This window comes from Nitrosomonas sp. sh817, assembly GCF_030908545.1.
GTDB lineage: Bacteria > Pseudomonadota > Gammaproteobacteria > Burkholderiales > Nitrosomonadaceae > Nitrosomonas.
The window spans coordinates 393,376-407,924 of the sequence record NZ_CP133083.1; the positions used below are offsets into that span (position 1 = coordinate 393,376).

General features: G+C 52.9%; 14 protein-coding genes. 5 read left to right on the plus strand and 9 right to left on the minus strand.

Features of this window, described 5'->3' with window-relative positions; all coding sequences use genetic code 11:
• Positions 1 to 2: 2 nt before the first annotated feature.
• From RBH92_RS01905 to RBH92_RS01940, 8 genes are all read right to left on the minus strand, one after another.
• The gene (locus tag RBH92_RS01905; protein WP_307933021.1) at positions 3 to 650 is read right to left on the minus strand and encodes a DUF2959 domain-containing protein; all 648 of its coding nucleotides are present in this window, start codon (positions 648 to 650) and stop codon (positions 3 to 5) included.
• Positions 651 to 700: 50 nt separating this feature from the next.
• A complete protein-coding gene (locus RBH92_RS01910; RefSeq protein ID WP_307933022.1) occupies positions 701 to 1,672 on the minus strand; it encodes a hypothetical protein in 972 nt (323 codons plus the stop codon).
• A 7-nt stretch (positions 1,673 to 1,679) separates the two neighbouring features.
• Positions 1,680 to 2,669, minus strand: a complete 990-nt coding sequence (locus tag RBH92_RS01915) for a diacylglycerol/lipid kinase family protein (RefSeq protein WP_307933023.1) — start codon at positions 2,667 to 2,669, stop codon at positions 1,680 to 1,682.
• Positions 2,670 to 2,695: 26 nt separating this feature from the next.
• A complete protein-coding gene (locus RBH92_RS01920; protein ID WP_307933024.1) occupies positions 2,696 to 3,928 on the minus strand; it encodes a CDP-alcohol phosphatidyltransferase family protein in 1,233 nt (410 codons plus the stop codon).
• A gap of 116 nt (positions 3,929 to 4,044) precedes the next feature.
• Entirely contained in the window at positions 4,045 to 5,106 is a 1,062-nt protein-coding gene (gene lptG / locus RBH92_RS01925; protein WP_307933025.1) for an LPS export ABC transporter permease LptG, read from the minus strand.
• Positions 5,103 to 6,182: an LPS export ABC transporter permease LptF gene (lptF, locus tag RBH92_RS01930; protein ID WP_307933914.1), complete on the minus strand. Its 1,080-nt coding sequence runs from the start codon at positions 6,180 to 6,182 to the stop codon at positions 5,103 to 5,105. The genes lptG and lptF overlap by 4 nt, the downstream gene beginning before the upstream one ends.
• A gap of 70 nt (positions 6,183 to 6,252) precedes the next feature.
• Positions 6,253 to 7,404, minus strand: coding sequence for an N-acetyltransferase (locus RBH92_RS01935; protein ID WP_307933026.1), 1,152 nt, complete (start codon positions 7,402 to 7,404; stop codon positions 6,253 to 6,255).
• A 126-nt stretch (positions 7,405 to 7,530) separates the two neighbouring features.
• The gene (locus RBH92_RS01940) at positions 7,531 to 8,001 is read right to left on the minus strand and encodes a hypothetical protein (RefSeq protein WP_307933027.1); all 471 of its coding nucleotides are present in this window, start codon (positions 7,999 to 8,001) and stop codon (positions 7,531 to 7,533) included.
• A 410-nt stretch (positions 8,002 to 8,411) separates the two neighbouring features.
• Here RBH92_RS01940 and RBH92_RS01945 point away from each other — a divergent pair, with 410 nt between their 5' ends.
• From RBH92_RS01945 to RBH92_RS01965, 5 genes are all read left to right on the plus strand, one after another.
• The gene (locus RBH92_RS01945) at positions 8,412 to 8,666 is read left to right on the plus strand and encodes an exodeoxyribonuclease VII small subunit (RefSeq protein WP_307933028.1); all 255 of its coding nucleotides are present in this window, start codon (positions 8,412 to 8,414) and stop codon (positions 8,664 to 8,666) included.
• The gene (locus tag RBH92_RS01950) at positions 8,656 to 9,549 is read left to right on the plus strand and encodes a polyprenyl synthetase family protein (protein WP_307933029.1); all 894 of its coding nucleotides are present in this window, start codon (positions 8,656 to 8,658) and stop codon (positions 9,547 to 9,549) included. Before RBH92_RS01945 ends, RBH92_RS01950 begins: the two co-directional genes overlap by 11 nt.
• A gap of 35 nt (positions 9,550 to 9,584) precedes the next feature.
• Positions 9,585 to 11,429: a 1-deoxy-D-xylulose-5-phosphate synthase gene (dxs, locus tag RBH92_RS01955; protein ID WP_307933030.1), complete on the plus strand. Its 1,845-nt coding sequence runs from the start codon at positions 9,585 to 9,587 to the stop codon at positions 11,427 to 11,429.
• 71 nt (positions 11,430 to 11,500) lie between these two features.
• On the plus strand, positions 11,501 to 12,307 hold the full coding sequence (folE2, locus tag RBH92_RS01960; protein ID WP_307933031.1) for a GTP cyclohydrolase FolE2: 807 nt from the start codon (positions 11,501 to 11,503) through the stop codon (positions 12,305 to 12,307).
• Between the two features lie 94 nt (positions 12,308 to 12,401).
• Positions 12,402 to 13,487 carry an ADP-ribosylglycohydrolase family protein gene (locus RBH92_RS01965; RefSeq protein ID WP_307933032.1) on the plus strand — a complete coding sequence of 362 codons (1,086 nt, stop codon included), beginning with the start codon at positions 12,402 to 12,404 and terminating at the stop codon, positions 13,485 to 13,487.
• A 6-nt stretch (positions 13,488 to 13,493) separates the two neighbouring features.
• Here the strand turns inward: RBH92_RS01965 and RBH92_RS01970 are convergent, their stop codons facing one another.
• Positions 13,494 to 14,528, minus strand: a complete 1,035-nt coding sequence (locus RBH92_RS01970) for a methyltransferase (protein WP_307933033.1) — start codon at positions 14,526 to 14,528, stop codon at positions 13,494 to 13,496.
• Positions 14,529 to 14,549 lie beyond the last annotated feature (21 nt).

Consider the following 14,549-nt stretch of genomic DNA (forward strand, 5'->3'; position numbering starts at 1 on the left):
GATTATTTGCTATCCATCGTACTAATAAATGCATTGGCTTCGTTGATCGAGCGTTCCATCGAAGCGATCAGCGCCGACACGTCGGATTTGATATTGCCGAGTTCACCTTTGAGCGATGCGATGGCGCGGGCGTTGAGGTTGTGCTTGAGGTACATGACTTGATCGTTGAACACCGTCAGAATCGGCTGGATTTTGCTTTCAGCCTGCTTCATCGACGAGATAAGCTGATGGTAATGCGCTTGCGTGGCTTCGAGTTTGCGCTGGCTGTTTTGCCGCATGGAGGCGTTGCTGTATTGCGTGATTTCCTGTTTCCATTCGGTAAATAACGCTTCCGATACGCTCTCGATATCGGCGATGCGGCTGCGGACTTCTTCGGCTTTGCCCAGACTGGCTTCATACGCGTCGTTCAGCCGTGTGTACGTCGCTTCCAGATCGCCGCCCTGAAAGTTGGTGGCGGCGGTGAATTGTTCCAATGCCGATTTGAATTGTTCCTTGGTTTCCTGCTGGGTGTCGCGGGCTTTTTCAACGCGATACACCATCACATCGCGCTTGGGTATGCCGACTTTTTCCAGTCCTTCGAGGTACATTGTGGTACAGGCACTTAGCAGCAGGGATAATGACAGCATGAATAGACGAATAGACTGATTCATAGATTTTCTCCAATGGAAGTTTTGGTGGATAGTTTAATGCATGATGGCCGTTAGCGTAACACGCCGCGGCGGATGAGACGGCTGGCGACTTTTAAACCCCAAAGGATCGGGTGGCGGCGCAGCAGCGGCGTGACTTCGACGCGCACGCCGGTGTGGCGCTCGATTTTCCAGGCGGCGTAGTCGACGCTGTTGGCGAATGTCAGTGTGGCTTTGGCCAGGCGCAGGATCGACAGAACCCGGCCTTGCCAGCGGCGCACGCGCCAGCGCCATAAAGCCTGCTTTTGGGTTGCCGGATCGGTCAGGCACCGGTAGCAACCATCCGCTTGTTGTTCCAGAACATTCCGCAACAGCGGGCTGGCCGCGGTGGTCAGGCCGGTGAAAGCGGTTAAATTAGCATTGGCCAGATGATTGGCGCGGCCTGCCTTCTCGGCGCGCAGCTCGGCGGCGTAAGTCAACAACAAGCAGCGAGTCCACAGTTGTTCAACAGTGTAGCTACCGGCTTCAAGCGCGGCTACGCCGGTTCGCAAAAAAGTGAGCACCGAGTGCGCCATTGCTGCGTACAACTGCTGGCGGACGCTGTCATTTCGTGCGAACAACAGCCGCGACGGTTGCGCGAAACGCGCCCAGATATACGAATGAAACCAGCGGTGCGCACCGGCTTCAAAATCGGCGGTGGAAATGACTGCGTACTTGGCGCGCAGGGTTTTTTCCTGATGCGGCACTTCCAGATAAAACACATTCGGCGGCAGCCACGCATTCAGAACCGCTAAATGCCGTTTGGGATAGGCTTTACGGTAGTCGTCGACAACCACGTACAGATCGACGATGCCTTCATCGAGACTGATCGCGGAATGCAAGCAGGAGCCGTACAACACCACGGCATCGAGCGATTCGCCGAAACGCTGAATCAGCGCATCGACCAGCGGCGCAAAATCCGGCGAAACCGGCTGATCGCTTTCCGCCGCGACGGCATCGAGCAACTCGGCGGGCAATGGTTCATGGGTGGCAGGCGCTAGAGTCATGAGGTTCCTATAACACCAGAAATGTAACCGGTTCGGTGGCGGCGATGGTGATCGGCGATTGCGGCGCCGAACGGTACAGTTCGCCGTCGACGATGTATTCATCGTCCATTTCGATCGTCATGCGGGCGGTATTGTGACTGTAATAACCCTCTTGTTCCCGCAGTACATGTCCGCCACCGGATAACAGCGGCCACAGCGAACGCCACAAGCGCTTGTGCCTTTGATCGACCAAGGTGACGTGCAGCGGCTCCGGTTCTTTGCCCCAGTACGGGCGGATGTTAAGTAACAGGCAATGCAATGCGCTGACCAAGGTGAACAGGTAGGTGCCGCGGTGCATCCGGCCGTTGGCTTCGGTCAAGGTCATGGTGACCGGCGACCAGGCGCTTTGCTGACGTCCGAACAACATACCGAACAGTGAGCGCAGCATGATCAATGCGGTGAAAATACCGCCGGTGATGCCGATTTGCTTGACCGGGCTGCGCGAGAATTTAACGCCGCGCGCAACCAGGCCGACTGCGAAGAACATGCCGTAAATCGCCGGAATGTCTGGTTGTTCGATCCGCAGCACCGGGCGTTGCACCAGATGGGGCGCTGTTGGTTGGCGCAGATAATGATGCAAACGCTGAATGATTTGTTCGGGCTTGCCTTGCATGCCTAAGTCCAGCGGCGTCATGTTGGTGGTGCCTCCGGGCACGATCATTATGAGCGGCCAGTCGGCGGGCGCGCGGGCCGCGAATAAATGGCCGAAAATTGCATGCGTGGTGCCGTCACCGGCGACGATCACCAGCAAGTCGATATCCGCTTGCAGCAATTGTTCGATGGTGGTTTTGAAAGTCAGAGCATCCTGCGCTTCGCACACCATCAGATCCGGTATGGCACGCAACGCTTCGCGGATAGCGGCTGCGCGCTTGCGCACCTGACCGCCCAGCGGATTGAGCAGGCAGCCGATTTTGGCTGTTCCGGCTTGCAGGCGGCTGATGCGCGTGGTCAGCGTCATGAGGATAGTCTGGCGGCTAGTTAACGTTATGACAACGGGAATGGTTTTCTCAGATCGACCGGGGCACGCGTGAAAATTCTGACCGCCAGGATATCCCGGTCGCGCGCTGGGTCGATATCCTGCAGCCAGGATGTCAAGGTTCCGCCTTGCAGCTTGATCTTCCATGCGGTGACGACGCGCCAGAGCAGGAATACGGTGGAAGCCAGATGCCAGACAACCACCATCAGCAATCCGAAATCGGGTTGATCGGTGAGCCAGCAGTAGCTGAGTAATACCAGATTCGGGTTGCGCCGTGCTGTTATGAGGCGGTTGAACGAGTCGAGTTTTTTCCAGATAAACATATCGAACGACGCCAAGCCGAACTGAAATGCGCCTTCGCACAGGCGTCCGCCGACATAACCGAGAAACATCAACGTCATCAGCACGCCCAGTCCGGTCAGCGGCGTTGCGGTGCCCGCTAGGCCGACGCCCCAAGCGACATACCACAGCGGCGGATGCACGATATCCAGGCCATGATCCAATACATCGCCCAGGCGGCTGGACGTGACGGTGACGCGCGCCAGCTTGCCGTCGACGGTATCGAGAAAGGTCATGAACCAGCCCATCAGTAAACCGGTTCCGAACAATCCGTGCCAGAACGCGACGCCCGCCAGCACGGCGAAAACGACGCTGGCGTAGGTGACATGATTCGGTTGCCAGCCCCGGCGCACGCAGTAATGCGTTGCCCAATATGCCGGCAGCGGCCAGACCCACTTGGTAACGAAATCGGTGACGCCTTTATACGATCCGGAAAACAGTTCTTTTTCGAGCAACGGCTTGTTTTCCAGACTGACCGGCAAAATATACGGCGGATCTTTCTTTTTCAGATTTTGCTGCACGTCGATTTTCAGGTCTTTCAAACCGATGCGCGGGATGGTCAGCAACGCGAATTTATAGTTATGGTCTTTATTGTTGTTGAGATTGCGCAATAACTGCGGCGCATAGCTGCCATCGGTCAGGATCGCAGCGGGACAACCTTCGTCATTGTATAACGCAACTTTTTTGTCCTGTTCGAGCAAAGCTTTCAATACGCGCGCGTCGAACAGGAAATTGGCGTTCAAAAACAGCGCCTGAGCGCTGACCGGGATTTTTTCGGCATCGCCGGTGAATTTCAAGTGCGGGTAAGGTTTCAGCATCCGCGCCAAGCGTTCGCGCCCGGTGAGTCCCCAAATGGTTATTTCATCTTCACCGAAAATGTAAATGTAGGTTGAAGTCGGCATGTGTGATAGCTCAAGGGTGTTATTCTAATTTGACCGTCCGATTCCGGGAAAAATGGATCGAGTCTTGCGAGACCCTGCGATTTTAGAGGTTTTCCAGCAACAATAATAGCTTATCGCTAAAAAGTCCGGCGCAACCATAAACTGGCGATCAGAATCATCACAATACTGGGTATCAATGCAATGACGGTGGTATTTATCCGCAGGATCAAGCCGGTATTGGCAATAATTTGATCGAGCAAGTAAACCGCGATTCCGATCAGAGTGGCGAGTACCAGTTTGTTGCTGAGGCCGGTACGGATTGATCCGAACACGAATGGGATCGATAGCAGCAACATGGCGATCGTCATCAAGGCGCTGCCGATTTTGCGCCACAACGCCAGCGCGTAGGAATCCGCATCCTGGCCGGTGCTGCGCAGGAATTCGACGTGACGGGCCAATTCGACCGGCGACAAACTCTCCGGCGGTTTGGTCAACGTTGCGATGTCGTCGGGTTTGACGAAGGAATTCCAGTTGATTGCCTCGGCGCGAGTGACGGTTATTTGATCGTCTGTAAACGTGCGGATGGTGACATTGCTGAGTTGCCACACTTCGTCATCGATGATATCGGCATATTGTGCCAGCGTGTGCGATTGTAAAAAACCATCCGGATCGAGTTGCAGCAGTTCGATATCCGCGGCTCTGGTGTTATGAACGATTTGGCCGATGCGCAAAATGCTGTGCTCGTTGCGGGTCCAGATACCGAGATTCCTGCCTAGCTCAACTGTCAATTCCAATGCATTGGCCCGGTAAGTGATCGCCTTCTGCTGCAACTGCGGGGCCACGAATTGTTCCAGAATCGCGACACCGAGCAACAGCACGATTCCGATGCTGAGTGGCGCCAGGCTGATTCGCAGCGGCGACAGGCCGGCGACCCGCATGGCGATCAATTCCGAGTGCACTGCCAGCTTTCCAAGTGCGATCACGGTACCGATCAACGCGATAAAGGGTGCGATCTGAATGAACCGGCGCGGCAACAGCATGGCGGTATAGAAAAACGCATCGCTGACGCGGTAGGTGCCTTTGCCGACATCGTCCAGCTGGTCCAGTAAATCAAAAAAACTGAAGAGCGGTAACAAAACCGCGGTGGCGATTATGAAACCGGTGATGACTTGGTAGCTGATATAACGATAGAGGGTCATGACTGACGCGGCTGTTTTTTATTGCTTGCGATCCATGCGTAAGTGATAAGGGCGAGCAACATCAAGGATTCCAGCCACCAAACTCCCGGCACGTTGCCGACCACGCCTTGTTCCACCCAGGTTTTAGCCAATCCGCTCAGGTTGTAATAAGCCGCGAAAGCCAGCGCGGCGAATAAATAAGTCCGCTCGGTTTTGTCCTGGCGCGGTGACAAGCGGATAAATGTCATGGCGATCAAAGCCAGCAGAATGGTGGCGAGAGGACGGGAAATCCGCCATTGCAGTTCCGCGATGTCGCGCGGTTGATCCGACTCCCATAGCGTCCGGGTTGCCGCCGCTTTACGCCGGTAGTTAAGTGCGGTGTCATTATCGATAAAGTAAGTCATGCTTTTGAAGTGAATGACGTCATCCACGGTAGCCGCATTGGTCAATTGATAAACCACGCCGTCGGATAATTGGATGTTCGGCCTCGGTTCTTGCGCTGTCGGCTGGATCTGGTGCGCTTTTTGAGCGAATACGATTTCACTGCTATCCGGTTTTCTCATGAAATGAAAGATATTCTGCATTTCCTTGTTGATTTCGTCTTTAGTCCGCACATATACAATCCTGCCGGATTTTTCGCTGCCGTAAAAGCGGCCGGCTTGAAAGCGATTGGTATTCAACTCCGCTTCCGCTTGCGCATCCAGGATGTAGCTTTCGCTATAAGCCCAGGGCCGGACATACGACGACAGCATGCCGCTCAGAATACCGACAGGGATTGCCACGGTCAGGACAGTCAGCACCAAACGCGAGCCGCTCAAACCGAAAGTGCGCATCACAATCAATTCATGATCCTTGTTGAGCCTGCCCAGACCGATGATGACCGAAATATAGAGCGCGATGGGAATCAAAACTTCCAGCGCGATGAGCGTCTTGAGAAATACCAGTTTGATTAATGCTGCGATTCCCAAGGTTTCCGTTACCGCTCCGGCCAGCAGGCGGGCGCTGCTGAAGCTGGCGAACAGGCCGATCAAAATGAGCGCCACTACCGTGAATGGCAACATGATTTCCCGCGCGATATACCGTTCGATCAATTTCATCGATTCAAGCTGGCAATGTTTCGAAGCCAATGGCTCCGAAGGAGCGTAAGGCACGCGGCTAATGGATTACTCATAACAGTTTCTGATAAATCCGGTAACGTTTGTATTGCTCGCAGCCGATTTTGTCGAGGATATGACGCATCGCCATGTTATCTTCCAGGATCCATGATAATTCAACTTCTTCGATGCCTCTTGCGAGACCGGCTTGCCTGGGGGCATCAATGACGAGACAGGCTAACGCCAGCCCGACCGGCGTATTGTGATATTGTTTGCGGACGCCCATTAGCGGGATGCGTCCGGAACGGATTTGCCGTTTCCTGACGCGATTGATAAGTTTGAGCCAGCCGAAAGGAAGAAGACGGCCGTTTAATTCCTTTAATACTTCGTTCAAGTTCGGTAATCCCACCATGAATGCCGCCGGTTTTCCGTCAATCTCGGCAATTTGGATAAATTCATCCGGCAGCAGCAGGCGCAAACTGTTGCCCAGTTCGGCGAATTCTTCTTCAGTGAACGGGATAAACCCCCAGTTTTCCGACCAGGCATCGTTAAAAATGCTACGCAAGGTTTCGATTTCCTCGTCGAAGCGGTCACGCTGCAAGGTTCTCAAGCGAATTTGCGGGGAGAATCGCCGGATGATCATTTGCATGACAGCCGGTATCTCAAAGTCGACTTCAATTTTATACGCCAATAAATCTTTTGCCGGATGATAGCCTTGTTCTTCAAGCAGCCGGCCATACCAGCGCGCGGAATGCGGCATCATGATAACCGGCGGTGTGTCGAAACCTTCGACCAGAATGCCGCATTCCTGATTGATCGACAGATTGAACGGACCGCTGACCTGGCGGATTTCCCTCGCTGCCAGCCAAGCTTCCGCATTCAGAATCAGGGCGGAGAATACCTCGGAATCGTCGATACATTCGAGCAAACCGAAATGACCGCTATCCGATCCATACCTTTCCTGGTGCAGCTTGTCGATTTGCGCGCTGATCCGGCCAACGGGCTGCCCGTTCCGGTACGCCACCCAGGCTTGCCATTCGCCATGTTTGAAATAAGGATTGAAACGGGAAAAATGAAAACGGCGTTCGAGACGTAACGGCGGCACCCACATCGGGTCATCGGCATAGACGTGCCATGGGACATCGATAAACTTACCCATATCCCGATATGACATAACCGGTTTGACGGTTATGCGGGAATTGGCCGGCATCGGGTGATTACTCATCGATGATGGAGCACCGTTTCTGGTAAATGTTGCAACGAGCCGCGAGCGATAATCTATTCACTGGGTAACGAAATGATTCTGATGATTAACAACGGATAAATACAGCAGCCCGGCGCGATAGCGAAATTATTTAAAATGCGTGTGTTTCAGTAAGTTTTCGATCAACTTATGAAAAACTTCTTTGGGATCCGGCTCATTGCTTGGCGGTTGGCCGGATACCGGAGATTGCTCCGCTGCAGCAATCTTTTCATCAGTGAGATTGCGGCAGAAATCCCGGAAATTGTTCCAATCGGCATTATATTCGGGCAAGTTTTTTTGAGGAATGAACACGCGGAGCACTTCAAAATTTTGATGCATTTCCGGTAACCGGACGGTGAGGTAATGATTGATATTTTTGGGCCAACGCTTATGCACAGGGTACATATCCGCCAGCTCCTCCTCAATAGTGGCACGGAAGTTTTCGATGGCATAAGTGCGCCGTTTGCGGTTGACGATGTCGATCATCAATGCCACCACTCCCAAGAAGCCAAAAATTAAAAAAGGCCACAACGGAACGGTCTCAAAATATACGGCGATTTGTTCAAAAAATTCGTTCAAGATCGTCTCAATAAATGTTAATGGTTATTCAATTGATTCTGTTTGTAAGATCTCTACCTGAAAAACATAGGGAGATTAGCGGTTCACTGAATGAGAGGCAATGTTCCGGAAGATTTATGAAAAAAATTAATAGACTCCCGCTCATGCTAGCTCAGGTCTGTATCTTGCCATAGTCGGTTTCATGTATCAATATCGCGGTTATGGATGGCATTCGTTAAACGAAACGGAGACTTCATCCACCGATGTCATTCAACCTTGTCGGGCTATTAAAAAAAACCTTTGGATTGCTGTTCCAGTGTTTTCCTAAATTTGCATTGACCTGATACGGCTTATTGCGTTATTTTTACCCATTTTTATAAATGAACCATTAATATGGTCTCTATCGGTTTTATTAGCTGGCTTACGTTTTTATGACCAAATCATCGAAGCAAACTGCTTCGGCTCAACCAGAGAGTTTTGAAGCGGCGTCGGCTGAACTCGAAAAAATAGTGGCAGCCATGGAAGCAGGGCAAATGTCATTGGAAGCTTCACTATCAGCCTATCAGCGCGGCGCGGAATTAATAAAATATTGTCAGGGCAAACTTCAAGATGCGCAACAGCAAGTGCGGGTATTAGAATCCGGCATGTTAAAAAATTTATCAAAATCGGATAGCGATGAACAATGATTTTCAAAACTGGGCCAGCAACTGTCAGGCGCGGATTGAAGCCTTTCTGGAAGCAAGATTACCGGCCTCGGATTGTGTTCCCGAACGTCTGCATAAGGCCATGCGCTATTCTGTGCTGGGAGGCGGCAAACGGGTCCGGCCGCTATTATCATTCGCAGCCGGAGAACTGGCGGTAGCGGATGTTGAGCGCGTCACGATCGTAGCTGCGGCGGTGGAGCTGATCCATGCGTATTCATTGGTGCATGATGATTTGCCGTGCATGGATGATGATATCTTGCGTCGCGGCAAGCCGACTTGCCATGTTGAATTCGACGAAGCGACGGCGCTATTGACCGGAGATAGTCTGCAAACCCTTGCGTTTGAGTTATTAGCGGAAAAGCGTATCGCTGACGCCGCGGAAACGCAATTGGAGATGATTGCGCAATTGGCGCTGGCCTCCGGTTCGCGCGGCATGGCGGGCGGGCAAGCCTTTGATTTGGATAGCGTTGGCAAGATGCTCAGTCTTCCGGAATTGGAATTCATGCATATTCACAAAACCGGGGCATTGATTCGCGCCGCGGTGATGCTGGGAGCGCGTTGCAGTAGTTATTTGCGTGACGAACAATTGGCGAAATTGGATCATTTTGCCAAATGTGTCGGTTTGGCCTTTCAAGTCGTTGACGATTTACTGGATTCCGAAGCGACGACCGCGACGCTTGGCAAGACTGCTGGAAAAGATGCGGTCAATAATAAGCCAACGTATGTCAGTATTCTGGGGGTCAACCAAGCCCGTGAATTGGCCGAGAAACTCCAGCACGATGCGCACCAAGCACTTAATGAATTCGGTGATTCTGCGTTAAGATTGCGGCAGGTAGCCGATTTTATTATTAAACGTAAATTCTGATTGTTTTTTTCACACTTTTTATTTTCAGGCATTGAATGTATCCACTGTTAGATACCATTAACTCACCATCCCAATTACGCGAACTGGATCAAAAAAAATTACCGCAACTCTCCAATGAGTTACGTAACTTTCTGATTGATTCGGTCGCACAGACCGGTGGGCACTTATCATCTAATTTGGGGACTGTCGAATTAACGGTCGCACTGCATTATGTGTTCAATACCCCTTACGACCAATTGGTGTGGGATGTCGGACATCAAACCTATGCGCACAAAATTCTGACGGGGCGGCGCGAAGGCATGAGCAAGCTGCGCATGCACGGCGGAATCGCCGGATTTCCGCGCCGCGATGAAAGCGAATACGATGCCTTCGGTACCGCGCATTCCAGCACTTCGATCAGCGCTGCGCTGGGAATGGCGGTTGCAGCGCGGCTCAATAACACCGGGCGGCGCGCCATCGCCATTATCGGCGACGGCGCGATGAGCGCCGGCATGGCTTTCGAAGCGTTGAACAACGCCGGAGTCATGGACGCCAACTTGCTGGTGATTCTGAACGACAACGATATGTCGATTTCCCGGCCGGTTGGTGCGCTGAATAATTATCTGGCCAAGCTGATGTCGGGGAAATTCTATGCCACTGCCCGGCGGGCCGGCGAAAAAGTGCTGGGGGTCGTGCCGCCGGTATTGGAACTGGCCAAGCGAGCCGAAGAACATGTCAAAGGCATGGTAACCCCGGGGACCTTGTTTGAAGAATTCGGATTCAACTATATCGGACCGATCGATGGTCACGATTTGGAGGTGTTGGTTACCACACTGAATAACATCAAGGAGCTGGACGGTCCGCAATTTTTGCACGTAGTGACCCGGAAAGGCGCCGGTTACAAGGTGGCGGAAGAAGATCCGATTTTGTATCACGGGGTCGGCAAGTTCGATCCGAAGAAAGGCATCGTCACGAAAGCGAGTGGCAAACCGGCTTATACTCAGATATTTGGTGATTGGTTATGCGACATGGCGGCGCAGGATTCACGCTTGATCGGAATTACCCCGGCGATGCGGGAAGGTTCCGGATTGGTGCGGTTTTCCCAGGAATATCCCGACCGCTATTTCGATGTCGGCATTGCTGAGCAACATGCCGTCACTTTTGCCGCCGGTGCGGCATGCGACGGGCTGAAACCGGTGGTCGCGATTTACTCGACCTTTTTACAGCGCGCTTACGATCAACTGATTCATGATGTTGCAATTCAGAATCTGCCGGTGGTATTTGCGATTGACCGGGCCGGTTTGGTCGGCGCGGATGGACCGACGCATGCCGGCAGTTTTGACTTGTCCTATTTGCGTTGCATTCCCAACATGACAGTGATGGCGCCGGCGGATGAAAATGAATGCCGGCAGATGTTGTATACTGCGTTTCAACTCGATACGCCATCGGCAGTCCGCTACCCGCGCGGAACCGGACCGGGTGTTGAGGTTCAAAAGGAAATGCAGGCATTGCCGGTCGGACGCGGTGAAGTGCGGCGTCAGGGCGAAAAAATCGCATTGCTGGCGTTCGGCAGCATGTTGACGCCATGCCTGCAAGCCGCCGAGGAATTGAACGCGACCGTTGCTAACATGCGGTTCATCAAGCCGTTAGACGATGATCTGATTGCATCGTTGGCGGCGAGTCATGAGTTACTGGTAACGGTGGAAGAAAATACCGTGCTGGGCGGCGCGGGCGGCGCCGTGACAGAATCGCTCAACAGCCAGGGGATTAAGGTCGAAGTGCTGCAGCTCGGTTTGCCGGATGTTTTCATCGATCAAGGCGATCATGCGCAGATGTTGGCGGACTGCGGATTAGACAAGAGTGGAATCATTCAATCAGTGCGCGCAATAATACCTGCATAACTTTACCGGGATCGGTGAATCATCAGATCCGGCGGTAAATGAATCCGGCCTCGCCGCACAGGAGATAAAACATGAATAAAGAAATAGATTTACCGATTGCCGACGTGCAAAGTTCACCCGATACCCGGCGTATTGCGATTGACCGGGTGGGAATCAAAGCCATCCGCCACCCAGTCGTTGTGGCGGACAAAAGCGACGGCGTGCAGCATACCATCGCGGTTTTCAATATGTATGTGAATTTGCCGCATAATTTCAAGGGAACGCACATGTCGCGTTTCGTCGAAATTCTCAACGGCCACGAACGGGAAATATCGGTTGAATCCTTTCAGATTATCTTGCGGGAAATGGTCGAAAGATTGGAAACGGATTCCGGCCATATCGAAATGACTTTTCCGTATTTCATCAATAAATCGGCGCCGGTTTCCAAAGTAAAAAGCTTACTGGATTACGAAGTGACCTTCATTGGCGAGATTAAACGCGGTGAATATTTTTTCACGATGAAAGTGCAGGTGCCGGTGACCAGCTTGTGTCCGTGTTCCAAGAAAATATCCGATTACGGTGCGCATAATCAACGCTCGCACGTGACCATTTCGGTGCGTACCAATAGTTTCGTGTGGATCGAAGACATTATCCGCATTGCCGAGATGAATGCCTCCTGCGAATTGTACGGCTTGCTGAAACGTCCCGATGAGAAGTATGTGACGGAGCGGGCTTACGACAATCCAAAGTTTGTCGAGGACATCGTCAGGGACATCGCTGAAGTGCTCAATCACGATGACCGTGTCGATGCTTATGTTGTCGAATCGGAAAACTTCGAATCAATCCATAACCATTCGGCGTACGCGCTGATTCAGAACGATAAAAACCAGCGTGCTTGATTGCAGCGCGGCGGTGACTGCTGCTGTGCTGTTTTAGTGCTGCGATTCAAACCCGGTTAGCAGTCGATTAACCGGATTCCACCGGAGAAAAGTAATGATAAACAACGCGATCCGGGATCGTGCCGCTGGCGCGGTCATGGGCGCTTTCATCGGCGATGCTTTGGCGCTCGGTCCGCATTGGTATTACGATCTCGCGCAAATGCGCCGCGATTACGGTGATTGGATTACTACTTACACCGACCCCAAACCAAACCGCTATCATAGCGGCTGCAAAGCCGGTCAACTGTCGCAAGCCGGGTTCATCCTCACATTGATGCTGCATTCCCTCGTCGAACACAACGGCTACGATGAAGCCGATTTCTGCCGCCGTCTGGACGAAGTGCTTTTTCCGTTACTCGATGGAACACCGGTCTGCGGGCCGGGCGGCTATACCAGTCAGTCGATCCGCCATGCCTGGCGCTGCCGGGTGGAACAACGGCTGCCGTGGGGGCAAACGGGCGGACATGCCGACACCACCGAAGCGATCGAGCGCACATTGGCAATTGCCGTCCGTTACGCGTTGCAACCCAATCGATTGGCTGTCGCTGTTGCCGGTAACACACGCCTGACGCAAATCGACGATACCGTGCTGTCGATGACGGTGGCTTATGCCGCTGTGCTGGGTATGCTGGTGCAAGGACACGCGCTGGACGAAACCTTGTCCAGCAAACTGATGCAATTGGTTAAAACCGGGCAGTTGCCGTTTCATGCCGTCACGGCGGATGATCTGCAGCCGCCGCGTCCGGGAGATCCCGATCCGCCGCGCGCCGGGCGCTTCGCGTCGCCGGATGCGTTACTGACGCCTTCGTGCATCGCGGCGGCGGCCGCCGATCCGGCGATTTCAATTGAACCGGCGTGGAAAGTTTCGGTGGTGTACGGGATGCCGTGCGCCATTTATCATCAACTGCCTGCCGCGTATTATCTGGCATCCCGCTTCCGCAGCGATTTTGAGTCCGCGGTACTGCATGCGGTCAACGGTGGCGGGCAGAATCAGGCGCGCGCCATCCTTACCGGCGCATTGGCCGGGGCACAAGCGGGGTTATCGGCGATTCCGCAGCGGTTTTTGGACGAATTGGAAAACGCTCCAACATTAATGGCATTGGCAAACGATCTGGCCGGGCAGATCGACACCGGCCGTTAATTTAGCTCAAGGTTTTCGGCCGGTCACGATGCTGTAGTAACCGAATGCCTTGTGAATCTGAATGTCGGTAAAGCCGATTTCCTGCAACATCGCCGATAATTCCAATCCCGAATATTGCTTGCCCTCGGTCCAGCCCATCATCATCATGCCGAACGCCGCCGGTGCAAACGGGCCGGTCTTATCGTCGTTGCACAACATTTCATGAATCACGATACGTCCGCCGCATTCCAGGTACCGGAAGCTTTTTGCAGTTAAGAAATGGCATTTTTCCGGCGGCCAGTCATGATACATATTGGAGAAGAAATGCAGATCGGCGGACGGCCAATGATCGTTCCAGATATTCGCGCCGCAGGTTTTAATGCGCTCTTGCAGGTTATATTCAACAATGTATCCTTCGGCCACTTCGCATACCGGAGGAAAATCCAGAACAATCGCCTGCAGATCAGGCAATCGCAAAGCCGCGCCGATCGAATGCGCGCCGGAACTGCCGCCGATATCCAGCATGATGCGGTGCTGAGAAAAATCCAGAATTCCTGGCCAAACCAGCGCTGAAGCCATGCTCATGCTGTGCATGCCGCTGGTGAAACGATGCAGCAACTCAATCTGCTCTTCGTGCGATTGATAAATGCTGCCTCCGCCGTATGTCTGCGGCGAATCGGTCAGAATCGCTTTTTCCAGGCTGGTGAAGGAACAGACCTGATAATTGTCGATCATCAAATCCCAGAGAAAGCCGAAATAATTGGGACTCGTCTGCAATAGATATTCTTCTGATACCGCAGTGAGCGCATAACGTCCTTGCTGTAGCGACAAGAAACCCAGCGAAGTCGCGACGGTCAGTATGGCTTCCGCCGGGCGCGGCTTGATATTGAGCGCATCGCAAATCTCCGTCAACGTACGTGGATTATCCGCCAGAAAAGCAAAGACTTTGAGCCGATGCGCCAGCAATAAAGCCGGATAACCATAAACCGCGAACACCACGTCCCATACCGGACGATCATCGACGCGGGGTATTGGAATATTGGGAGAAGTATTTTGTGTCATCAGTGCTCCTTTGATCCTATC

Bases quoted from the DNA above. Each gene is read 5' to 3' on its own strand.
- RBH92_RS01915 (WP_307933023.1), bottom strand. From the start codon at position 2,669: ATGACGCTGACCACGCGCATCAGCCGCCTGCAAGCCGGAACAGCCAAA.
- RBH92_RS01910 (WP_307933022.1), bottom strand. From the start codon at position 1,672: ATGACTCTAGCGCCTGCCACCCATGAACCATTGCCCGCCGAGTTGCTC.
- RBH92_RS01920 (WP_307933024.1), bottom strand. From the start codon at position 3,928: ATGCCGACTTCAACCTACATTTACATTTTCGGTGAAGATGAAATAACC.
- RBH92_RS01970 (WP_307933033.1), bottom strand. From the start codon at position 14,528: ATGACACAAAATACTTCTCCCAATATTCCAATACCCCGCGTCGATGAT.
- RBH92_RS01965 (WP_307933032.1), top strand. From the start codon at position 12,402: ATGATAAACAACGCGATCCGGGATCGTGCCGCTGGCGCGGTCATGGGC.
- RBH92_RS01945 (WP_307933028.1), top strand. From the start codon at position 8,412: ATGACCAAATCATCGAAGCAAACTGCTTCGGCTCAACCAGAGAGTTTT.
- lptF (WP_307933914.1), bottom strand. From the start codon at position 6,182: ATGAAATTGATCGAACGGTATATCGCGCGGGAAATCATGTTGCCATTC.
- RBH92_RS01935 (WP_307933026.1), bottom strand. From the start codon at position 7,404: ATGAGTAATCACCCGATGCCGGCCAATTCCCGCATAACCGTCAAACCG.
- dxs (WP_307933030.1), top strand. From the start codon at position 9,585: ATGTATCCACTGTTAGATACCATTAACTCACCATCCCAATTACGCGAA.
- lptG (WP_307933025.1), bottom strand. From the start codon at position 5,106: ATGACCCTCTATCGTTATATCAGCTACCAAGTCATCACCGGTTTCATA.
- RBH92_RS01950 (WP_307933029.1), top strand. From the start codon at position 8,656: ATGAACAATGATTTTCAAAACTGGGCCAGCAACTGTCAGGCGCGGATT.
- RBH92_RS01905 (WP_307933021.1), bottom strand. From the start codon at position 650: ATGAATCAGTCTATTCGTCTATTCATGCTGTCATTATCCCTGCTGCTA.
- folE2 (WP_307933031.1), top strand. From the start codon at position 11,501: ATGAATAAAGAAATAGATTTACCGATTGCCGACGTGCAAAGTTCACCC.